This window comes from Lentiprolixibacter sp., from assembly GCF_982873095.1.
The window spans coordinates 1-21,960 of sequence record NZ_CEYNTP010000018.1 but is presented as its reverse complement, the minus strand read 5'-3'; the positions used below and the strand labels follow the sequence as shown (position 1 = coordinate 21,960).

Annotated in this window: 22 protein-coding genes and 1 pseudogene; 9 read left to right on the top strand and 14 right to left on the bottom strand. The window is 46.7% G+C overall.

The window, feature by feature from the left end; all coding sequences use genetic code 11:
* Window positions 1-259: pseudogene (locus AC4E7D_RS02535) on the top strand (short-chain dehydrogenase); the annotation flags it as partial.
* 47 nt (window positions 260-306) lie between these two features.
* The gene (locus tag AC4E7D_RS02530; RefSeq protein ID WP_490172237.1) at window positions 307-1,062 is read left to right on the top strand and encodes an SDR family NAD(P)-dependent oxidoreductase; all 756 of its coding nucleotides are present in this window, start codon (window positions 307-309) and stop codon (window positions 1,060-1,062) included.
* Between the two features lie 28 nt (window positions 1,063-1,090).
* Here AC4E7D_RS02530 and AC4E7D_RS02525 read toward each other — a convergent pair whose 3' ends face one another.
* From AC4E7D_RS02525 to AC4E7D_RS02480, 10 genes are all read right to left on the bottom strand, one after another.
* Window positions 1,091-1,771 carry a metal-dependent hydrolase gene (locus AC4E7D_RS02525; RefSeq protein ID WP_490172236.1) on the bottom strand — a complete coding sequence of 227 codons (681 nt, stop codon included), beginning with the start codon at window positions 1,769-1,771 and terminating at the stop codon, window positions 1,091-1,093.
* A 25-nt stretch (window positions 1,772-1,796) separates the two neighbouring features.
* Window positions 1,797-3,755: a sensor histidine kinase gene (locus AC4E7D_RS02520; RefSeq protein WP_490172235.1), complete on the bottom strand. Its 1,959-nt coding sequence runs from the start codon at window positions 3,753-3,755 to the stop codon at window positions 1,797-1,799.
* Window positions 3,756-4,414: 659 nt separating this feature from the next.
* On the bottom strand, window positions 4,415-5,167 hold the full coding sequence (locus AC4E7D_RS02515; protein ID WP_490172234.1) for a LytR/AlgR family response regulator transcription factor: 753 nt from the start codon (window positions 5,165-5,167) through the stop codon (window positions 4,415-4,417).
* A 36-nt stretch (window positions 5,168-5,203) separates the two neighbouring features.
* Window positions 5,204-6,109: a 1,4-dihydroxy-2-naphthoate octaprenyltransferase gene (gene menA / locus AC4E7D_RS02510; RefSeq protein ID WP_490172233.1), complete on the bottom strand. Its 906-nt coding sequence runs from the start codon at window positions 6,107-6,109 to the stop codon at window positions 5,204-5,206.
* A gap of 2 nt (window positions 6,110-6,111) precedes the next feature.
* On the bottom strand, window positions 6,112-6,711 hold the full coding sequence (locus tag AC4E7D_RS02505) for an SPOR domain-containing protein (protein WP_490172232.1): 600 nt from the start codon (window positions 6,709-6,711) through the stop codon (window positions 6,112-6,114).
* Between the two features lie 151 nt (window positions 6,712-6,862).
* Entirely contained in the window at window positions 6,863-7,699 is an 837-nt protein-coding gene (locus AC4E7D_RS02500) for a CvfB family protein (RefSeq protein WP_490172231.1), read from the bottom strand.
* An 84-nt stretch (window positions 7,700-7,783) separates the two neighbouring features.
* Window positions 7,784-8,128: a DUF2853 family protein gene (locus AC4E7D_RS02495; protein WP_490172230.1), complete on the bottom strand. Its 345-nt coding sequence runs from the start codon at window positions 8,126-8,128 to the stop codon at window positions 7,784-7,786.
* 22 nt (window positions 8,129-8,150) lie between these two features.
* On the bottom strand, window positions 8,151-9,902 hold the full coding sequence (menD, locus tag AC4E7D_RS02490; RefSeq protein WP_490172229.1) for a 2-succinyl-5-enolpyruvyl-6-hydroxy-3-cyclohexene-1-carboxylic-acid synthase: 1,752 nt from the start codon (window positions 9,900-9,902) through the stop codon (window positions 8,151-8,153).
* Window positions 9,903-9,933: 31 nt separating this feature from the next.
* Window positions 9,934-11,001, bottom strand: a complete 1,068-nt coding sequence (locus AC4E7D_RS02485; protein WP_490172228.1) for a chorismate-binding protein — start codon at window positions 10,999-11,001, stop codon at window positions 9,934-9,936.
* Window positions 11,002-11,010: 9 nt separating this feature from the next.
* Window positions 11,011-11,433, bottom strand: coding sequence for a PaaI family thioesterase (locus tag AC4E7D_RS02480; protein WP_490172227.1), 423 nt, complete (start codon window positions 11,431-11,433; stop codon window positions 11,011-11,013).
* A gap of 62 nt (window positions 11,434-11,495) precedes the next feature.
* Between AC4E7D_RS02480 and AC4E7D_RS02475 the strand changes: the two genes are divergently transcribed.
* The 3 genes from AC4E7D_RS02475 (at window position 11,496) to AC4E7D_RS02465 (ending at window position 13,528) form a co-directional block, all read left to right on the top strand.
* Window positions 11,496-12,140, top strand: coding sequence for an alpha/beta hydrolase (locus AC4E7D_RS02475; protein WP_490172226.1), 645 nt, complete (start codon window positions 11,496-11,498; stop codon window positions 12,138-12,140).
* A complete protein-coding gene (locus AC4E7D_RS02470) occupies window positions 12,137-12,694 on the top strand; it encodes a GNAT family N-acetyltransferase (RefSeq protein WP_490172225.1) in 558 nt (185 codons plus the stop codon). The genes AC4E7D_RS02475 and AC4E7D_RS02470 overlap by 4 nt, the downstream gene beginning before the upstream one ends.
* Window positions 12,695-12,817: 123 nt before the next feature.
* A complete protein-coding gene (locus tag AC4E7D_RS02465; protein ID WP_490172224.1) occupies window positions 12,818-13,528 on the top strand; it encodes a hypothetical protein in 711 nt (236 codons plus the stop codon).
* Between the two features lie 11 nt (window positions 13,529-13,539).
* Here the strand turns inward: AC4E7D_RS02465 and AC4E7D_RS02460 are convergent, their stop codons facing one another.
* The 3 genes from AC4E7D_RS02460 to AC4E7D_RS02450 all read right to left on the bottom strand — a co-directional run bounded on the left by AC4E7D_RS02460 (window position 13,540) and on the right by AC4E7D_RS02450 (window position 17,127).
* Window positions 13,540-14,472 carry a hypothetical protein gene (locus AC4E7D_RS02460; protein WP_490172223.1) on the bottom strand — a complete coding sequence of 311 codons (933 nt, stop codon included), beginning with the start codon at window positions 14,470-14,472 and terminating at the stop codon, window positions 13,540-13,542.
* A gap of 110 nt (window positions 14,473-14,582) precedes the next feature.
* Window positions 14,583-16,493: a molecular chaperone DnaK gene (gene dnaK / locus AC4E7D_RS02455; protein ID WP_490172222.1), complete on the bottom strand. Its 1,911-nt coding sequence runs from the start codon at window positions 16,491-16,493 to the stop codon at window positions 14,583-14,585.
* 175 nt (window positions 16,494-16,668) lie between these two features.
* Window positions 16,669-17,127 carry a nuclear transport factor 2 family protein gene (locus AC4E7D_RS02450; RefSeq protein ID WP_490172221.1) on the bottom strand — a complete coding sequence of 153 codons (459 nt, stop codon included), beginning with the start codon at window positions 17,125-17,127 and terminating at the stop codon, window positions 16,669-16,671.
* Window positions 17,128-17,234: 107 nt separating this feature from the next.
* Between AC4E7D_RS02450 and panB the strand changes: the two genes are divergently transcribed.
* The 3 genes from panB (at window position 17,235) to AC4E7D_RS02435 (ending at window position 19,348) form a co-directional block, all read left to right on the top strand.
* Entirely contained in the window at window positions 17,235-18,053 is an 819-nt protein-coding gene (panB, locus tag AC4E7D_RS02445; RefSeq protein WP_490172220.1) for a 3-methyl-2-oxobutanoate hydroxymethyltransferase, read from the top strand.
* A 3-nt stretch (window positions 18,054-18,056) separates the two neighbouring features.
* On the top strand, window positions 18,057-18,758 hold the full coding sequence (locus AC4E7D_RS02440; protein WP_490172219.1) for an RluA family pseudouridine synthase: 702 nt from the start codon (window positions 18,057-18,059) through the stop codon (window positions 18,756-18,758).
* 62 nt (window positions 18,759-18,820) lie between these two features.
* A complete protein-coding gene (locus AC4E7D_RS02435) occupies window positions 18,821-19,348 on the top strand; it encodes a DUF4252 domain-containing protein (RefSeq protein ID WP_490172218.1) in 528 nt (175 codons plus the stop codon).
* On the opposite strand, the gene AC4E7D_RS02430 is transcribed toward AC4E7D_RS02435, so the two are convergent.
* Window positions 19,338-20,882, bottom strand: coding sequence for a hypothetical protein (locus tag AC4E7D_RS02430; protein WP_490172217.1), 1,545 nt, complete (start codon window positions 20,880-20,882; stop codon window positions 19,338-19,340). The two genes, AC4E7D_RS02435 and AC4E7D_RS02430, sit on opposite strands and share 11 nt — an antisense overlap.
* Before the next feature lie 146 nt (window positions 20,883-21,028).
* Between AC4E7D_RS02430 and AC4E7D_RS02425 the strand changes: the two genes are divergently transcribed.
* The coding region (locus tag AC4E7D_RS02425; RefSeq protein ID WP_490172216.1) for a 2-isopropylmalate synthase at window positions 21,029-21,960 on the top strand (932 nt) is incomplete at its 3' end.

Here is a 21,960-nt window from a genome sequence, read left to right as displayed (position 1 = left end):
AACCCTGGTCTGCCCGGGCTTCGTACAGACCAATATTGCCAGAAAAGCCCTGACCGCAGATGGCTCTCCCCAGGATAAACAGGACCAGGCCACGGCCAACGGGCTTACCACTGCAGCCTTTACCAGGAAATGTTTACGGGCCATCGAAAAGGAAAAGTTTGAGGCCTATATCGGGCGGGGGGAAGTAAAAGGGGTGTACCTCAAACGGTTTTTTCCCAAACTCCTCCACCGTGTAGTGCTGAGGTCGAAAGTGGTTTAGATAATTAGCTCTAATCAACTATTATTAAGTGATTTAAGAAAGTAAATATGCAATTCCATCTAGAAAACAAGATCGCAGTAGTAACCGGAGCAAGCAAAGGCATTGGGGCCGGAATAGCCAAGGAACTGGCCAGGGCTAGGGCAACCGTTATCCTCTGTGCCCGGGATACAGGACAATTAAATACCCTGAAAAGCGAAATAGAAAAGGAAAAAGGTGCCGCCCATGTCTTTCCGTTGGATGTCCGCTCCGTAGGTCAAATTGAGGAGGTATTTAGGGCCATTTACGACCAATTCGGACGCATTGATATCCTAATCAACAATGCGGGATTGGGTTTTAACCATGCGGCGAGTGAGGTAACGGAGGCCGACTGGGATGAGATGATGGAGGTCAACCTGAAGGGGTTGTTCTTTTGTGCGCAACAGGCGGGCAGGTACATGATTAAAGAGGGCTATGGCCGCATCATCAATATGAGTTCACAAGCCAGCCTGGTGGCCATAAAGGACCACGCCGTGTACTGTGCTTCCAAAGGGGGGGTGAACATGATTACCAAGGTCCTGGCCTTGGAATGGGCAGAAAAGGGGATTACCGTGAATGGCATCGCCCCCACCTTTACCTATACGCCGGGTACGGCAGAACGGCTGGACGATCCGGAATACCTGGCCACTGTGCTGGACAGGATCCCCGTAAAGAAAGTGGCCAGCATCCAGGATATCGCGGCGGCCATTTTATACCTGAGCGGTCCCCACTCTGATATGGTTACGGGCACTAACCTGGTTATTGATGGGGGCTGGACGATACAATGATTTCCATGTAATAATTGAATAGGCAGGATCAAACCTCAAGGCTGCCCCCAATGGGCGGGAGGAGAAGGGTCTTGCCCGCTTTATCAAACTTGGCCCGGGCCACTTCACGGTCGATCTCTATATACCCGAACGTGTCATAGTGATACCCCATAACCCGGTCGCATTTGAGAAATTCCGCAGCGATCACGGCATCAGATACCCCCATAGTGAAGTTGTCGCCAATAGGCAGCACCGCCAGATCAAGTTTTCCCCATAGTGGGATGAGCTTCATGTCCTGGGTAAGGGCAGTATCTCCCGCGATGTAGATCCTTTGATCATCTGCAGTGATGATAAAGCCTCCCGGCTGCCCCCCGTAGGTGCCGTCAGGGAAGGAAGAGGTGTGGATGGCCTGGGTGTACTTCACCGTGCCGAAATCAAAGGTCCAGCTACCCCCGTGGTTCATGGGGTGCGCGGTAAACCCTTTGGCTTCATAGTACATGGCAATCTCGTAGTTGCTGACAATCGTAGCCCCGGATTGGGTAGCGATGGCTTCCACATCCAGGATATGGTCCTGGTGGGCGTGCGTCAACAGGATATAATCAGGCTTCAGGTCCTTGATATCCACCTTGCCACTGGCTTTTTCATTCCCGGTAATAAAAGGGTCTATCAAAATGGAATGGTTGGCCGTCTCCAGCAGGAGGGAGGCATGGCCGAGGAAAGTAATTTTCATAGTGTGCTATTTTGGTCCTTTAAATTTATTTAAAATTGAACCAAAAACGAACGCCTTCTGAAGTTTTGTCAATATTTAATGTAGATTGTAACTGATTCACCAACCGGTTCATCAGGCGGATACCCATAGAACCGCTTGCTCTCTCCTCAGTATCTTCCGGAAGGCCTATTCCATTGTCTGTATACTCAAAGAAGCCCTGCTCTCCGTGTTTCCTAAGATGGATATAGATCTTGCCATTTTCCTTGTCGTCCGGAAAGGCATATTTAAAGGAATTGGACACCAGTTCGTTGAGGATCAGCCCAAAAGGTATGGCCCGGTCGATATCCAGTTCCACCCCTTCCGCATCGATGGTGATGTTGATGTTGTGCCCGCCCTTTTTGAAAACCGACTGCACACTGTTCACCAGGCTCTCGATATACCCCTGCATCTCGATGACCGACAAGTCATCATTCTGATATAATTTCTGATGGATCAAAGCCATGGCTTTCACCCGGCTTTTTCCTTCTTCCAGGGCTTCGATAGCGGCCTTGCTCCTTGTGTTTTTAGTTTGGAGGCTCAGCAGGCTGGATACCATCTGCAGGTTGTTCTTTACCCGGTGGTGGATCTCTTTCAGGAGAGAATCCTTTTCCACCAAAGAAGCTTCGATGATGTGTTTTTGTTCCGCAATTAACCGCTGGTTCTTGATACTCTTCAAGTAGGCATAAACGAGGCCGGCAAATCCAAGCAGGGTAAAGACCAACGAAATAAAGACCAGGCTAACTTGCTCATCCTTGGCCTTCATCTCACTTTCCAACTGCATTCGCAACAATTCACTTTGGTCCAGTTGCCGCTGCTTGTTGGCCGTGTCATGCCCCACTACGGTTCCTATTTGCTGTTTGATCAGGTTATTGTAATTCAAATCAATGGAATCGTTGATCTGCACATTCCTTTTGAGGTAGCGGGTAGCATTTTCGAAATCGCCAATACGATCGTAATACAAAGCGTACAAACGGTTCCGTTTTATCCGGTGATCGATATCACTGTAATTGAAGGGGGCGTCCAAAAACCCGATGGCCAGTTCGTAGTTGCCCATTTGTATATGGCATTCTGCAAGGCCGAGTGTACTTTCGATTTCATCCGCGTTATACCGTGATGTTTTGTTCTCCTTTATTCTGAGCAAGGCATTTTCCAGATGGGGGATGGCTTCTTCATACTGCTGCAATTGCACATAGCATAAACCCACGTTGCCATCAATAGTTCCCTTTAACAAATTAGCTGCAGCGGTTTCTTCATCGGATGCCGGTCGGCTCGTATCATTAAGAAAGGTGTTTACGAAGACTTTGGCGTCTGTCAAATACCCAATTGCTGTAGGTGCTGATTGATCCAGGCGGAGGAACTTCCCCAGTGTATTGTGATAGCGGGCCTGTCCCAGGTAGTCGTCCTCGGCAATTTTCTTTTTTTCCTCCTGTACATAGGACTCCATAGCCCTTCGATACAACCCAAACTTGGCGTAGATATCATAGAAGGTAATGTCTTCTGTAATCCCCAGCGCCTGTTTTTGTTTCCTGATCTCGATCTGCTTGTCGTAATCCTCCAGTTTAGCATAATTATTATCGAACAGGTTCAGGAGCATTTCGAGCAATTCCGCATCGAGCACCTCTTTTTCTGAGTAGAGTTCCTTGGAAAAAGCTACACTTTTTTCATAGTCTCCTATGTCATAATACAACTCGGCTTCCATCAATTTGTAATAGCGCATACCGAGAGAGTCCTGTTTGCTTTGCGCCAGGTTAGCGTAAATCTTTACCGCATCAAGCCAGTCATATGCAGAGTTTTCATCGTAGCGTTCATCGGTACTGTAAAACAATCGGAAGCGGTCTTCCACTTCCGCTGATCCCTGAAATGCGATCAGCAGGCTATCCCTGGGCGAAGTAGTCACCTGGGCCCGGGCAGTGCCTAGAAGTAGAAAGCAGCTGAGCAGTAATAAGTTCCCACACAATTTTGCCATAACATGACCGGGGAGTTTCCCCGTTACTCTTGGATTAAGCAGGTTGTACAAAGCGCAGGGGACATTGCCCCTTAAGGTAAACGATTGAGCAGCTCTTTTGTTGTAACCTAAAAGCAGATTACGACCGATGTTCCAAAGTTCGCCTTTTTTATTTTCAGCAGACAAGAATTAAGCTCGTTTGCGAAAATCCTCCATAGCATAGCAGATGTTCTGTCCCCGTAATAAAAAAGGCCATGCAGGGATGCATAGCCTTTTAAAACTAAAGGAAAAAATGGTAAGATTTGGGGATCTTATTCGGGGTTAAATTTAGAATTTCAGAGCATACTGCTCCGTATTTTGTTGTGTATCCTGTAAAAACTGTTGTGAAATCGGCCTGAAGCCTGGCAAAATGCATTTTATCGTATTTTTTCGCATTTTATCGATAGGTGATTGGCAGCCATAAAAAAAGCCTTTCCGAAGAAAGGCCCTTTTACGAGAACACTATATGAAAATGAAAAAAATTTACTGTTTTAAATACACTTCAAATATAGGGGGTGTGGACAGGGGCCGGAAATTATTGTTGTCAATGTTCCAAAAGCTGTGGTGAACCTGCTAAAAAAAGAAATGAGCCATTGCGAAATACTCGTAATGGCCCATTTAATTCTTTGTTGTTCCTGCGATCAGGAATTCATTGCAGAGATAATAAATTCCTTAAAGTCCTTGGAAATCGGGATCAGGGTATTATTGATCATGATATCCTTGGAATTGATAGCGTCGATATGGTCTACATTGACGATGTACGATTTGTGGGCGCGGTAAAATTTGTTCTTGGGAAGTTTTCCAAGGTAATCCTTCAATGGGGAGCGCACCAGGAATTTTTTATCCACCGTATGCACTTCCAGATATACATTATCCGCTTTGATGTATTGAATATCCCCAAACTGAATCCTGTAATACAAATGTTGTTTCTTGACAAAGATAGAGTCCCGCAAAACGGAATTCGACACCACTTGGTCATCGCTTCCCGCAGGTGCCTGACTGTCTGATTTTCCTGAATAATCAAAATTAGACAGGGCAATCTCTATAGAGGTATACAGGTCCTGTTGTTCAAAGGGTTTTACCAGGTATCCGTTAGGTTTAACGGTTTTGGCGTTCTCCACCGTGGCGCGGTCTGAGTTTGAGGTGACAAAAATAAAAGGGATATTGTAGTTATCCCTTATGTGCTTGCCCAGGTCAATCCCGGTTTTATCCGATGCCAGGATAATATCAATCAACACCAGGTCAACTTCCTGGGTTTTTAGTACTTGCTCGGCCTGTTCGTAAACAATTACATTATCTACTATCTCATATCCGATTTCTTCCAACATAGACTGCATGTCATCCGCGATGATCACGTTGTCTTCTACGATAAGTATCTTTACGGGTCGTTCCAAATTATGTGAAGTTTAGTAAGTTACGTTCACTCAAAGTTACAAAAATTTATTATTCAGAAAATAGAAGAGGAGGGCGAGTACAAATGTACCCAGGGCTAATTTCTTAAGCTCCGGATCCAGTTCAGCAGGATCCTGCACTCCCAGTACCTTTCTCAAATGAAGGCCCAGGGGTATAAAAACCATAAGGTTCAGGTAGGCCGTCCAGCTACGGAACTGCAGGTCGTAGACCAACATAGTAATGAGGGCCAGTACAATTAAAAAGGCATGGTAATAGGTGCCGTTCTTGAACCCCATTTTAACCACCAGGGTACGCTTGCCAGCCTTGATATCTGAAGCGGCATCGCGAAGGTTATTCAGGTTGAGCACGGCGGTGCTTAATGCCCCGATACAGACGGCCGGCAGGATAGACATGCCGTCAAGTTTTTGAGTAAAGAGAAACATAGAGCCCAGGACACTCAGCAACCCAAAGAAGAGAAAGACAAAGAGGTCCCCCAAACCTGAATAGCCATACGCCTTATTACCCACTGTATACCGCACTGCTGCCCAAATGCTGATAATGGCCAGTGTGCCAAACAGGATCAAATACTGTGGCGCAGTAGTTCCAAATGCCAGGTATAATAGGCTGCCGGCAAGTAGCAAACTGATAAGGATGGATATGCCTATCCCCCACTCCAGGTCCCTTTTGGATAAAGCACCACTCTGCAAGGCCCTGGAGGGCCCTATCCTGTCTTTGTTGTCTGTGCCTTTAATCCCATCGCCGTAGTCATTGGCGAAATTGGAGGTGATCTGAAAGCCCAGGGTGGTTAACAGGGCCAGCACAAAAAGTGTTGTGTCTTCGTACCCCTTGCTTCTGGCGATAGCTGTGCCCACCAGGATACCGGATACGGAAAGGGGAAGTGTCCTGAGTCTTGCAGCTGCGACCCAAGCTGTAAATTTATTCAAGCCTAAAAGGGATCTTCAATTTTTAAACGCTTTCCATCCTGGTAGGAGGCCACAAAGGCATCCTTAAAGCCCATATCCACGAGTTGTCTACGGAACTGCTGAGCTTCTTCCAGCGTTTCAAATGTACCCAGTGAATACGAGTAATACGGATTGGTTTTTACGAACATAGTATTCGTAAGGGCCTCTGAGGCAAGGGTAACATTATTATCTACGAAGGACTGTATCTGTACAGAATAGATCTTTTGCTTTTCCAAAAAGTTTTTGGCCAGGTAAAACTCCCTCACCAGGCTCAGTTCCTCATTTTGCCGTTTCAAATTATTGATCCGGGATTCCACAATTTTCAGGCTGTCCAGGGACGCCACAACAAGGTTGGGATCATCGATCTTGTTGGAACTGGTAAGCCCGGCGGTAAAGGCTGAAATGGCCAGGGCAGCGACCAAAAACAACGCCGTTACCCCGGCAAAGATGTTTCTTTGAATCTTACTTCGTTTGAGCTCTTTGTTCTTATATTTTATCTGGTCCAGCAAGCGCTCATTGATGATCTGCGCTTTGTCTATATCCTTATGTAGGGCCAGGAGATCGCTTTCCTCTATAAATGGCATATTCTAAATTTTTGCGAATGCTAAATGTAACGAAATTCCCAATTTAGAACAAAAAATTGATGTGTATATATACATTTTAGTGGTCTCACTATCAAGTTTTACCATGTCCTTATTTGGAGGTACACACCTGAGGTAGTTCTGGAATGTATCCTCAGCCGTTGTTCAGGTAAATGCCGTCTTTTTTAATATCAATTTTTCTTGCCCGGTACAATGTGCCGATAGCCTTCTTAAAGGTTTTCTTACTCATGTGAAATTGCCGCTGTATTTCCTCAGGGGAAGACTTGTCGTGGACTCGCAAAACACCCCCTGCCGACTGCAGTGCATCAAAAATACGCTGGGCGGCCGGTTCCAGTTTTTCCAGTCCTTTAGGTTCCAGGACGACATCCAGCTTGTTGTCACTTCTGATATTTCCGATGTAGCCTCGTATCCTCTCCCCTACCTTTATCTGCCTGTACACCTGGTCGTGAAAAATCAAACCGCGGTGTTTGTTTTCTACAATAACATCCCAGCCCAGTTCGGATTTACGGGCCACCAGTAGATCTACCTCTTGTCCCGGGCTTAGCCCGACGGAAGCATTGTCCAGAAATTTAGACCATCGGCTCGAAGCCATTAACCGCTGTGACTTCGGGTCCAGAAAACAGTAAATGATGTAGTAGTGCCCCTCTTGCATTTTAAGTTGTTGTTCCCTGAAAGGAACAAACAGGTGCTTATCCAGGCCCCAATCGAGGAAGGCACCTACCTGGTTTACCTGCGCCACCTTTAAATAGGCAAAGGTATTACGGGTAACCGGGGGTGTTTGGGTAGTCGCAACCGGCCGTTCCTCCTGATCGAGGTAACAGAACACCTCAATTTCCTCACCCAGCTGGTAGTGCTCTGGAATATACTTTTTTGGAAGCAAAAGATCATCCACATCAGCATCCCCCAGGAAGAGCCCTACCCGGGTGCTCCTGAGTATTTTTAATCTGTTAAAGCTTCCCAGTCGAATCATTAGTTACACATAGTTGCGGGTTAGTAGCCCTAGGTGGCATATCCTTCCCAATTCAGAAAAACGGTTTTCAGAACTGCAGAGGTCCTATTTGTAGACGTCTTCTTTTCCGAACTTTCTGGTAAGGAGGTAGTAGACCACAGCACGGTATTTTGTTCTCACGGAAGCTCCATACCGGTCCATTACTTCATTAATCGCCTCCATGAGTTCAGGACCTTCTTCCAGGCCCAGCTTTTTGACCAGGAAGTTCTGCTTCACTCGTTCCAGTTCCTTTATGTCCGTACCGGAAACCGTTGAAGAATCCCGATTGTAAATCGAGGGGCCAAGGCCAAGGGTTACTTTATCCAGGAGTCCGGGATCCGGGGTTACACCAAATTTTTCCCGAAGGTCCCGGGAGTATTTTTCAATAAGTTCTGCTTTCTTACTAGCCATGTGATCGGGTTATGGGTGGTGCTCAAGATAGAAATTCAAAATACGCCAGCAAAATTTCGTCGTTCAGCGTCCTGGGGGTGCGAATATCCAATAGCCTGGGACGCTTGGAATCCTTGTAGAAAGTATTCAACGCTCGATTAAGGCTTTCCTCATCATCCGCTGTACAGTATTCCAGTCCGTAGGCTGCACAAATAGCCTGGATGGATTGTTCCTGTGGGGTTTCAAAGAATTCCTCGAATTCAGGGGATTCCTTTTTCCCCGGTAAAATGCGAAAAATGCCCCCTCCCCCATTGTTTACCACCACAATACGAAAATCAGGCCGCAGGTACTTGTTCCACAAGCCATTGATGTCATATAGAAAACTCAGGTCCCCCGTAATCAATAGTGTAGGTGCCGTATGCTGCAATGCCGCCCCTACTGCTGTGGAAGTGCTCCCGTCAATGCCACTGGTCCCCCGATTACAGAAAACCGGGTTAGCCGGGGACATCTCAAACAATTGTGCATACCGCACAGTGGAGCTATTGGCTAACTGTACCATATACCCTTCCGGGATACTGGGCATCAACAGTGAAAACGCCTTAAAATCAGTGAAAGGAACGGTTTTCAGATAGGCCTCCCTTTTATCCCTGATTTTCATTTTGCGACCTTCCCAAAAGGTTTTATAATCACTATTTCCATGGTGTGATGTTGACAGTAGCTGTTTTAAAAATGTATTGGGCTCCTGTTTAAAGTGCCGCGACAAAGAAAAGAAGGTGTCGTAGGCCTTTATGGGGTGAATATGCCAGTGATGGTCGGGTTTATAGGACCTCAGAAAAGCTTTTATCTTCTTCGAGACGATCAGCCCCCCAAATGTCAACAGTACTTCGGGGCGTAACCCCTCAAATAATGCCCCAGGATTCTCATCCTTTTCTATTGGCGCTATCAGGCTATCGATGCTCGAAAAGAGGTTAGGGTGATGTAAGTTGGATGTGGTCTCTGTAAAAACCAGCACTGAAGGGTCTGAAGCTAATTTTTCAAGTAACGCTTGCTCAATTTTATCGGGCGGATTGACCCCAACCAGGACCATCTTCCTGCGGGATGCGGCCCACGTTTTTTTGACATCCTCGAGGTCTTCCGTAAGTTCAACGTTGGAACTGATGTTATTTTCCGGCACTTCGAACACACTTCGGTCAGTAAGTCCGTAGAGTGGTTCTTCAAAAGGGACATTGATATGAACCGGCGACAGGTTTTTTAGGGCTGTCTCCAGGGATTGTTGTAATTCCTGTTGATTATATCCATTCACCTCTTCCTGCAGGGATTCCAGATCATCTGTTCCCAATAATTCGGGAGCCAGGGTTTCAAGTGTTGAAGTGGCATGGGTTACATCCTGTTTCAGGTGCGCAGAGTATGCGATATGCCGGTCAAAAACGCGGTCCTGTCTTATGGTTTGTCCATCTCCGCGATCAATCTTATAGCCCGGACGATCAGCAGAAATCAGTACGAGGGGGATGTCGCTGTAAAAGGCTTCTGCCACTGCCGGATAATAGTTGAGCAAAGCGCTGCCAGAGGTGCAAACCGCTGCAACCGGCGTCTGCAATTGCTGTGCCATCCCCAGCGCGAAAAACGCCGCTGATCGTTCATCAACTATACTGTAACAGCTGAAAAAGGGATCGGAAGAAAAACTCAGGACCAAAGGGGCATTGCGGGATCCAGGTGAAATAACGATATGCCGGATTCCCCTGGCTTTACAGTGTTTCACAACTGCTTGGGCGACGGGGATGTTGGAATACTTCATAGCGGACGCAAAAATACAACAGGGGTTCGGGCTATCCCAATTTATCGACGGAATTCATGATCAGGTGCCCCATAGCGGTGCTTTTGTAGACCGTTTCCTGCCATTCTTTTTCGGGGTCTGACCCCTTGACCAACCCTCCTCCTATATATATATGTACATGCTCCTTTTCGAAACACATGCACCTGAGGTTAACATACAGCTGACTGCTTTTTTGGGGACCCATGTTCAATTCCCCAAGATATCCAGTGTAATAGGCCCTGGGGTAGTCTTCCTGTTCCAGCAGGAAGTTCCTGGCCTTTTTCAAAGGGATCCCACAGACAGCAGGTGTAGGGTGTAATACCCGGATAAGCTCTTGAAATGATGCAGCAGGATTAACACCTGTTATCGTAGATTTTAAATGATAGAGGTTCCCGGCCCTAACGGTTTCAGGTCCCATTACCTCCAGTTCTACTGCCCTAGTTTCAAGGACTTCCCTGATATAGTTGGTCACATATTCCTGTTCCCTGATTTCCTTCTCTCCCCATTTTGGCACCGATGCTCCCTCCATTTTTATTGTTCCTGCCAGGGATACGGTTTCGAATTGTTCGGTCGAATAACGGATCAGTGTTTCCGGACTGGCCCCCATCCAAAGGCCAATCTGGGGATGGTAAAACAAATAGCCAAAAGCGTCGGGAAACTGATTGAGCAACAACTGATAAACCGCTAAGGGGTCCGGGCTGAGGGTGAGTGTTCTCCGGCGGGAAAGCACGACTTTCTGCAGGGAACCTGATTGCAATTCTTCAATGGCCCTTTCGGCCATCCGGAGGTATTCCTGTTTCCCTTTGTCTCCATTGGGATCCGTGGTGATTTCAAAAGGTAGGCGGGTCTTTTTATGGCTAAAAGTAGCTTCAAGGACCTGGTCAGGGCGGATCAGTATCGTTGGGTATTCTCCCGGAACAAACGGTGCCATAACGAAACCCTGTTCCGTAAAGTCCCCTACGGCGTGAAGCCTTTCATCCCGTTGAAACAGCGCACGGATTTTCTTTCTTCCAGGCTTGCGATATACCACAAAAGGCAATTGCTTGTCCAGTTGTTCGCTTACCCTTTTAATCCATTCCATAGGCCCTGCTTACTTTCGTTCCAGCGCGATAGTCGTGAGTTTACAGACGGATATCAGATTGTCCTCCCCATCGGTTATCCGGATTTCCCACAACTGCGTGGTGCGGCCTTTATGGATGATGGTAGCCCTTGCAAATACCTCCCCTTCCCGTATACTTTTTACGTGATTTGCGGCAATTTCAATGCCCCGGACAAAATATTTTTGTGCGTCCATGAATACATAAGATGCTGCACTACCTACGCTTTCAGCAAGGGCCACAGTAGCCCCCCCATGCAATACCCCGTCCGGCTGGTGGACTTTAGGGCTTACGGGCATACGGGCGACAAGGAAGTTTTCGCCCACATCCACATATGAAATATCAAGGGTTTCCATCAGGGTGTTTTTACACACCTCATTGCATACCCCGAGAATCTTTTCTTTGTATTCGTCCATGAAAATGTTTTTGCAAAAATACGCATTCCCTCTTACTGCAGCCTTTACCTTATCTTTGATCTATGAAGCCCTGTGAAAAAGAGGTGGTATATCAGAACAAGAATAGCTATGCCACCTTAAACACCTTATCGGAGACCACCCAATATGTATGGCTCGTTTTCCATGGTATTGGTTATCTGAGCCGGTATTTTCTGAGGTATTTTGCCGATTTCCCGGCTGATCGACACTACTTTATCGCACCGCAGGCCCCATCCAAATACTATTTGAACGGGGAATACAAGCATGTGGGTGCCAGCTGGCTGACGCGGGAAAACACGGCTGTGGAGAAGGAAAATGTAATGGCGTACCTGGATGCGGTTTTGGAGGCTGAGGCCATCCCGGAAACCTGCACCCTTATCGTTTTAGGATACAGTCAGGGGGTTTCCATTGCCACCCGTTACCTTGCCTATAAAAAGCTAAGACCCGATCACCTCATCTTGTTTGCCGGGGGCCTGCCGGAAGAGCTACAAGCGGGAGACTTTGAATTTTTGGGATCACACATACGCACTACTTTTGTATATGGAGAAGAAGACCCCTACCTCAACCCGCAGCGCATGGTCCGGGAACAGGAAAAACTGGAGCAGCTCTTTGAAGGCAAGGCTGTTCTATTTCCTTTTGCAGGTGGACATGTATTTAAAAAGGAACTCCTTCCAAAACTCCTGGAATGAAAGCGCAGTCCATCCTGGAAAACGAGCGGGTAAAACTTATTCCCCTGGAGCTGAAAAATTACCAGTTACTTTCGCACATAGCGGCCCAACGGGGGCTGGTATACCACTCCCCGGGCAATATCGAGTCCCCTGAGGGGTTTCGGGGTTATGTACAACAGGCCGTAAAGAACCGGGACCTGGGCAAGGCACTTCCATATATCATCTATGACAAGGGGAAGGAAAGCTACGCAGGAAGTACGCGTTTTATGCATATCGATCAGAAGAATAAGGTGTTGCATATTGGGGCCACCTGGATGGGAAAGGAGTTCCACGGCACAGGTTTAAACACCGCAGTTAAGGAATTAATGCTGCATCACGCCTTTGTGGACATGGATTTCGAAAAAGTAGAATTCCGGATTGATGAACGCAACGGACGCTCCCGGCGCGCGGTGGAAAAATTAGGGGCAAAGCTGGAAGGCATCCTCAGAAAAAATGTCTTCCTGGACGATGGATTTAAACGCAATACCTGCTGCTACGGTATCCTGAGAGAGGAGTGGTCCCGGAAAACCAGTTAAGGTATTTCCAAAGTCCAGCGCACCAATCCCTGAATAATTTTTCATCGTCTTCCTTTGATTCACAACAAACCCCTCTATTTGCGTTTTAAGGTAGAATTTTCTTACCTAAATAGCAACCGCAAAATGAACAACCTACACCTCAGCTTACTCTGTTTTGTGTTTTTTACCACTCAGATTTCACTCGCAAATACCAGTTGTACAGATGCCTATACCTCGGCCAGTTATGCTTTGTCTCACAGTAAAAAATCCTTAAAGGCCTATAACTTTGAACACCAGCAGTACTATGCCGGCAGGGCCCTGGAAGCTATGGAAAAAACCAGGGACCTGGTAGGAGATTGTGGTTGTGATACCGCCCTGGATGCCATCACAGATAGCATAGAAAACCTTGATAAAGCGATGGATCCGGAAGACTGGGACATGGGGCGCTATTTTACCAAGAGGGCTATAGCAGATGCCTATAACGTACTGGATAATTTAGATGTTTGTTCCAGTGAAATACCCTCAGATAATTCACCCGGTGAAGCCCTGCAGAATATGCCCGGGGATAGCAATGCTCAAAACGGCACCCCCCTGTCAGATGAAGAGCAGAAACTGGCGAAAGCCCTTGCTGTCAAAGCCTCACAAAAATTAACCCACCTGAAACAGGACCTGCAGGAACTAACCGTTCTCTTGGCCTGTGAAGATGGGAAAGCTATGCTGGAGACATGGCCTGAATTAAAAGAATTAAAGGGTACCCTTTCCCATCCGGATGCTATTCGTGATCACTATGCGGAGGAAACCCAAAAGATATATGCACGGGCACTGAAGGTACTTGCCGCCTGCCGCGAAAACTAGAGGGCCGTCAACTATTCCCCGGTCTCCTTCTCTTCTTCGAAATAAGTAATCTTCCTGGTTTTGTAGGTATTGTCCGGGGTAATGATCTGCTTTATCCAATTCGCATGTTCCGAACCGTCAAATTGGTAGATATAGGTCTTGCCTGATTTGGCCCTTCCCAGTGTCGTAGTTTCTGAATCCAGATTACCATTTTCATCGTAGGTATACGCTGTTTTTTGTGAAAGCGCAAATTGGTTCTTTCCCGTATCAAACAGGTACTCCAAACGTTCCTTAAGGCGGTTGGAGGCGTCTGTGATTTCTTCTATCGCACGTACGGGTTCCCCGTTCAAGAACTCCTTTCTCAACACCAGCCTGAGTTCTTCCGCGGTGTCCTTGTTCTTGTACGATGTCCTTTCAGATTTTTGAATCACCCCGTTGATACTGTACGCTACGGTTTCCTCGTCTTTGTACTGCGAATAGGACACCTCCGTTTCATCTACCCCTTCTTCATTTGATCTAACAATTCTGGTAAGCCTTCCCGTTGCATCAAAGTAATATTCATACTGGTCGAGAACATCTTTCTGATAGGAAAAAATCCGTTCCGTAATTTTCTTCACCGGTACCGTATCCAAAGCATACAAATGGGCAATGGAGGTGGCTTTGTCAAGTTGTCCCTGAACGTAGTTTTCATGCCGGCTTTCCAGCAAAGTTGAATCCTGGTACTTGTAATAGCTTACACTGTAATCCTCCTGGGCAAATCGTGTTACGAGTTTGGTAAGCAAGCCCTTTTTATCAAACTCAAATTCTTCACTACCATAGCTGGTGATTAACTGACAGGATTTTACCGGGCCCTTTAAATCGAAATCAGCCCGGGTAAAGATTTGCGGCGCCTGGGTGTAGGCCCCCTGAATCATGAGTAATCCCAAAAAAAATAATAGCAACCCTTTTCTATGTCTTCTCAGCATGAGGTAAAATTAGTGGTTATTTTACTCTGAAAATCAAAATGTATTCCAAAAAAAAGAGGGGCCTAACTGACCCCTCTTTCAAATATACGATTTTAAGCGGTTACCACCGTTTATTTAACTTCTTCGAAGTCTACATCCTCTACATTATCCCCTTCTTTAGCATCGCCTCCACCGGCCGTGTCCTGACCATTGTCCGAACCACCTGCCTGCTGGGCTTCAGCCTGGGCTTTGTACATCTCTTCAGAAGCTACCTTCCAGGCCTCGTTGATTTTCTCAAGGGCCGGACTAATCTGGTCGATATCCTTACTTTCATAAGCTTTCTTCAAATCAGCCAGGGCGTCTTCAATAGGTTTCTTCTTGTCATCAGAAAGCTTATCCCCGAATTCACTGAGTTGCTTTTCGGTCTGGAAGATCATGCCATCGGCTTCATTTAGCTTGTCTGCTTTCTCCTTAGCCTTTTTGTCTGCCTCGGCATTCGCTTCGGCTTCCGCCTTCATCTTTTCGATTTCTTCCTCGGTTAATCCGGAAGAGGCTTCGATTCGGATATCCTGGGTTTTATTTGTAGCCTTATCTGTAGCAGAAACCTTGATGATACCGTTGGCATCGATGTCGAAAGTAACCTCGATCTGTGGTGTTCCCCTTGGTGCGGGAGGAATCCCGTCCAGGTGGAATCTTCCGATCGTTTTATTGTCCGTAGCCATAGGACGTTCCCCTTGCAGCACATGGATTTCTACTGAGGGCTGATTATCCGCAGCAGTGGAGAAGATCTGTGACTTTTTGGTCGGTATGGTTGTATTAGCCTCGATCAGGCGTGTCATTACCCCCCCCATGGTTTCAATACCCAGGGAAAGCGGTGTAACGTCTAACAACAATACATCCTTTACATCTCCGGTGAGTACCCCACCCTGGATCGCTGCACCAACGGCAACTACCTCATCGGGGTTTACTCCTTTGGATGGTTTTTTACCAAAGAACTTTTCAACGGCTTCCTGAACGGCAGGAATCCTTGTAGATCCCCCTACCAGGATGATCTCGTCGATGTCACTCTTAGACAATCCGGCCGATTTCAATGCGGCTTCACAAGGCTCAATGGTCCTTTTCACCAAATCATTGATCAGTTGCTCGAATTTGGAACGGCTCAACGTACGCACCAGGTGCTTGGGTCCGGAAGCGGTAGCCGTTACATAGGGCAGGTTGATCTCTGTTTGAGAAGAAGAAGACAATTCGATCTTTGCCTTTTCGGCAGCTTCACGAAGGCGTTGCAAGGCCATAGGATCTTCCCTGAGGTCCATTCCCTCGTCTTTTTTAAACTCTTCGGCCAGCCAGTCTATTATTTTTTGATCAACGTCATCACCTCCCAGGTGGGTATCTCCGTCAGTGGCCAGCACTTCAAACACGCCATCTCCCAATTCCAGTATGGAAACGTCATGGGTACCTCCACCAAAGTCGAAGACCACGATTTTCTGGTCGGTATCTTTTTTATCAAGGCCATAGGCCAGTGAGGCAGCTGTGGGCTCATTGATGATCCTTTCTACTTTAAGGCCGGCAATCTCACCTGCCTCCTTAGTGGCCTGTCGCTGTGCATCATTAAAATATGCGGGTACAGTAATTACAGCCTGTGTAACGGTCTGGCCCAGATAGTCCTCCGCCGTTTTTTTCATTTTCTGGAGGATCATAGCGGACAGCTCCTGTGGGGTGTACAAACGTCCATCTATGTCCACACGAGGTGTGTCATTGTCCCCCTTTACTACTTTATATGGAACCCGATCGGCCTCCTTTTTGGATTCTGAATATTTGTTGCCCATAAACCTTTTGATAGAATAAATGGTTTTATGGGGGTTAGTAACTGCCTGCCTTTTTGCCGGATCTCCAACTTTAATCTCACCGCCTTCTACAAAGGCAATAACAGATGGTGTAGTGCGCTTCCCTTCCGCATTGGGAATCACAACCGGCTCGTTTCCTTCCATCACAGAAACACAGGAGTTGGTTGTTCCTAAATCTATACCAATAATTTTGCTCATTTCGCGTCTTTTTAATTAGTGTTTGCCATTGTACAACCTGTACAAGCTGACATGCAAACGACAAACAACATGCCAAGCGCAGAAAACTGACATCATGTCATTTTTTCCTGGCAAAAAAGTAATCTCAGGTCAGGAATTTGCCCAGGGAGCAGGAGGGGATTTTTAGCACATTAATTCAGTGGCAATCCTCTCTCCGTCGGGTATCCACCAGGTAGATGATCTTCCAGGAAGTCCCGTCATGGTATAATTGAAAGGAATTTACCCCACAATGGCTAAATTGATCGTTTAACCAAAATTCATAGGGTGTCCAGGCGTTGGCCATGGGCCCGTCTACCCGAATCTTATAGGCCGTTATGCGTTCTTCAAAGTTCACTGTGTCCGGTATGGAAACTATGGCCTGCACCAGCCGGTCGAAGGAATCGTTTCGGAGTACGGGCTCGCCTTCCTTATTAGTACCAATGCTCTGTAAGGTGGGGTCAGGCCCGATTACGGATTTCATGATCATGGAATCCTGCTTGTGGAAGCCTTCAAAAAAACGGACAATAGTCTGCCTCACCTCTTCTTCGGGGTTTTCTTGTGCACCGGCAGTAACGGCAGCACCCAGGCAGAGGAGCAAAAGGAGTAGATTTTTCATAGGGAATTATTAAGCAGGGGAAAAGTACGGAATAATTCACAAGCCCCTTGAAACACCCATAGAAATTGGCCAATTCTCCTTACATTTACCCACCTAATACCGCCAGTATGTCCACAGCCAAGAAAGAATACAAAAGGGTCACCGTAAAGTCGCTCATAGAAATGAAACAAAATGGGGAAAAAATCTCCATGCTCACCGCCTACGACTACTCCATGGCCAAAATTGTGGATGCGGCCAACGTGGATGTTATTTTGGTGGGGGACTCGGCCAGCAATGTCATGGCCGGCCATGAAACTACCTTACCCATTACTCTGGACCAGATGATCTACCATGCTACTTCAGTAATAAGGGCGGTAAATAGGGCCCTGGTTGTGGTGGATATTCCCTTTGGCAGCTACCAGAGTGATCCTAAAGAGGCATTGAGGTCTGCTATCCGGATTATGAAAGAAAGCGGAGCACATGCAGTTAAAGTTGAGGGTGGGGTTGAAATAAAAGACTCTGTAAAGCGTATCCTGAATGCAGGTATCCCTGTAATGGGGCATCTTGGCCTGACTCCGCAGGCTATTTATAAATTCGGGACCTATACGGTACGGGCCAAAGAAAAGGAAGAGGCTGATAAACTGATCGAAGACGCCTTGTTGCTTGAAAAGCTGGGGTGTTTTGCCATTGTACTGGAAAAAATTCCCGCCCAGCTCACCAAACTGGTTTCAGAAAAGCTTACCATTCCTACCATAGGAATCGGAGGGGGTCGTTATGCTGACGGACAAGTACTGGTCATCCACGACCTTTTGGGAATGACCCACGAGTTTAACCCCCGGTTTCTCAGGCGTTACATGAATTTGTACGAGGAAATGGGAACTGCCATTTCCCAGTACGTCCAGGATGTGAAAAGCCTGGATTTTCCAAGTGAGGAAGAGCAATATTAAGGGGTGACTGCCAAGACCCATAGCGATGCGCAAAACCTTCAGGTCCTGTATGAAGACAATCACCTGATCGCCATCAATAAAAGGCCGGGTGATATCGTACAGGGAGACAAAACCGGTGATAAACCCCTTAGTGAGATCGTTAAGGAGTATATCAAAAAGAAATACCAAAAACCGGGCAATGTTTTCCTTGGGGTGGCCCATCGACTTGATCGTCCAACTTCTGGTGTCGTAGTTTTTGCCCGCACTTCCAAAGCCCTCTCACGACTCAATAAAGTTTTTTCGGAAAAGACGGCTAAAAAGACCTACTGGGCATTGGTCAAAAAAGCACCTCCACAGGAAGAAGGGACCCTGGTGCACTGGTTAAAAAGGAATCCCAGGCAAAATAAATCCTATGCCCATGAAAAAAAAGTCCAGGATAGTAAGCAGGCGAAACTGAGCTATAAAGTCCGAAAACGTCTGGATCGCTATTTCCTTCTCGAAATTGACCTCCACACAGGCCGGCACCACCAGATCAGGTCCCAGTTGGCAGTACTGGGTTGCCCAATAAAAGGAGACCTCAAATACGGGTATGACCGGAGCAATCCGGATGGGAGCATACACCTGCATGCACGAAGGCTTGAGTTCCTCCATCCCGTAAAAAAGGAAATGCTCGCATTGGAGGCCCCTACCCCCCCGGGGCTGCTTTGGGATCTATGTCAGTCCTAATTACATTTTTCACTTTTAGCTTGAACATTGGAAGACATTTTAAGAAACGAAAACACCACATTATGAAAACTAGAATTTTGTTGGCATTTGTTCTGTTGCTGGGCTTTTCTTGCGGTAGCTACAATTCCATCAACTCATTTTACAACCAGCACAAGAATGACGACCAGGTAGTGGCCATTCGGGTGCCCCAGGTAATGCTTAGCCTGATAAGTGGAATTTCACCTGAAATGGAAGCCCTGGTTGGAGACACCAGGGACTTGCGTTTTATGCAGTTCCAAAGTAATACCCGTGAACGTTCTGAATTCCTCAATCGCAAAATGAATGCTATCACAGGAAATTCCTTCATAGAAGTCTACCGGAAGAACGATGGACTCAAACGTAACGTAGTATCCATAAGGGAGCGCCGAAATTCCGTACGGGAGATCCTGATCTACAACAACAATGATGTTACAGGTTCTTTCCTTTATTTTAATGGGAATTTTGACCCATTGAAGGTTCGTGAGATGGCCAGTAATCAGAAGTTTGAAGAGATATCAAAAGGACTGGTAAATCAATTTAGCATGCAGCCCCCGGGATTGATTAACGAGTAAGTTGTAAGGCTTTTTCCCGTATAACCTGCGCTACTGGCTTATTTTGAAGGTGGCTTTCCAACCAGGACAGGATATCAAGGTACAGGAAGGCCCGTTTTTCATAGGGGTGGTTCTCATATACCTTTAAGCGATCGTATAACTGCTGAAAAGCGGCTTTGAGTTCGTGGGGATAGATGTCGCCCAGGCTCCTGAGGAATTTGATCATCTCCTTCTGCACGGCATGCAGATCGTTCATCTTTAGGAGGAACTTGTAGGTACTGCGCAGTTGAACTTCCAGATGGTAATCCATGCCCGCCTCATAGTGGGCCACAAGGCTCAGTACCCGTGCGAAGCACATCAGGTCTTCGCGCATTTTCAGGCTTTTATTGTCAATGATCTTTTTGAGGTAAGCAATACAGGTTTTGTTATCGCCAATACCAAAGTACAGGCAGGCAATTTTATAGTACAGCACCATCACGTGGTGTTGATCTATGCGGTCCCTGTGCTTATTGATCCCGTACTCTATGATTTTTACCAGGTACAGCCCTTTCTCAAAAGTACCCTCCATAAAATGCAGGTTCAACTTATTTGAATTCACATACAGGAAAATGAGGGAAGAAATATTATCGTTTTTGGGAAAATTCTTGTCCTCCACCACTTTTTCCATTCTCTCAAGGGTAGCACGGTACTGTGTGGCGTACTTTACAAAGAACAGGGATTCCAGCAAATAGTGATTGCCTTTTAGGTAGAATACCGGATTCAGGTAGATCATACGCTCATTTTCATAGAAAAGGTCTACCCATTTACTGGCAAACTTGTAGCACGATAAAAAGTCCTGAAGCAGGAAGCTGTACCACAGATGGGCCTTGTAGAGCCAAAGCTTTTCGCGGAAGCCCAGGTCTTCTATCCTGTATTCTGGCATATGCATCTTGAAGTAACGCTCTACCTTTTGATAATCCTCATCATTCCTAACATAGCCCAGTTTGAGCATCATGCCGTATAGCTGTAGCGACAGGTTGGAAAGGTGACTGGTAAGTGCGTTCTGATCTGATAATTGCTTGGCCTGATAGGCCAGTTCATCCGCCCGGTCTGGTATACTCCTGGTGATGTACTGGGTTTCGATCACCTTTTCCAATTCTACGATTTCATAGGCGATATTCTTTTCTTCATTGTCTATAGCCACAACCTTGGCCTTATCAAGGATCTTAAGGCTTTGCTTGTACAAGCCTTTTTGATAGAGGATAGTAGCAAAATCGAGCTGCTCCCGGATCTGGACCCGGATATTTTGGTTAACAGGATTCAACCGAAGGCTTACCAGGATCTGTTTGTACAAATGCGCCTTCAGGTTAGAGAGCTGGGTTTTTTTTACGATCCCGCTCTCGAGTATGGTTTTCTCATTGTAAGCCTTCATCTTGTCGAGTAAGTTGAAGAGGGCCAGGAATTTGGCATCCGTGTTCACCCCCAGCCTACCTACGTATAGCTTGAATTGTCGCTTTTCAGATTTCGACAAGGACTTTACCAATATGAACAAAGCGTCTTTATGGACATTTGTCATCGTAAAAAATGCAATTTAAGTAATTGTAAAACAGCGCTTTAGTATTATGGAAAAGTGAATAAACGTTGTAAATGCTTCTCTGGACTAAAGGCAGATCAATTCGCTAGGTATATTTTCGTATCTAAGACTAAATTTATACAAATATAATGACTAAAGAAAAGGTAGACATTTTTGACACCACCCTGAGGGACGGGGAACAAGTACCAGGCTGTAAGCTCGATACCAAGCAGAAGTTGGTTATCGCCAGACGCCTGGATGAGCTTGGCGTTGACATCATTGAGGCAGGGTTCCCGATTTCAAGTCCAGGGGATTTCAAATCTGTGGAGGCCATCGCAAAGGTGGTTAAAAATGCACGGGTTTGTGGACTTACCCGATCAGTCAGGAAAGATATTGAAGTGGCGGCAGAAGCGATCAAACACGCCAAGAGGCCGCGAATACATACCGGGATCGGCACCTCTGATTCCCATATAAAATTCAAGTTCAACTCTACCAGGGAAAAGATCCTGGAACGTGCTGTAGAAGCTGTTAAGTATGCCAAATCCTTTGTCGAGGATGTGGAGTTTTATGCAGAGGATGCGGGAAGGACAGACAATGAATTTTTGGCACAGGTTTGCGAGGCAGTAATCAAAGCCGGGGCAACGGTGCTGAACATACCAGACACTACCGGATATTGCCTTCCGGAAGAATACGGGGCCAAAATGAAATACCTGATCGACCACGTAAAGGATATCGATAAGGCTACCCTTTCCTGCCACTGTCATAATGACCTTGGCCTGGCCACAGCCAACTCCATCGCCGGGGTGGTCAATGGTGCCCGCCAGATCGAATGTACCATCAATGGTATAGGGGAACGTGCCGGAAACACTTCGTTGGAAGAGGTAGTGATGATCCTGCGGCAGCATCCTTACCTGCATCTGGATACGGATATCAATAGTAAATTATTGTACAGTACCAGCCAGATGGTATCCCAGAAAATGGGAATGCCGGTACAGCCGAACAAGGCTATAGTGGGCTCCAATGCTTTTGCCCACAGTTCCGGGATCCACCAGGACGGGGTTATCAAAAAGCGGGAAACCTA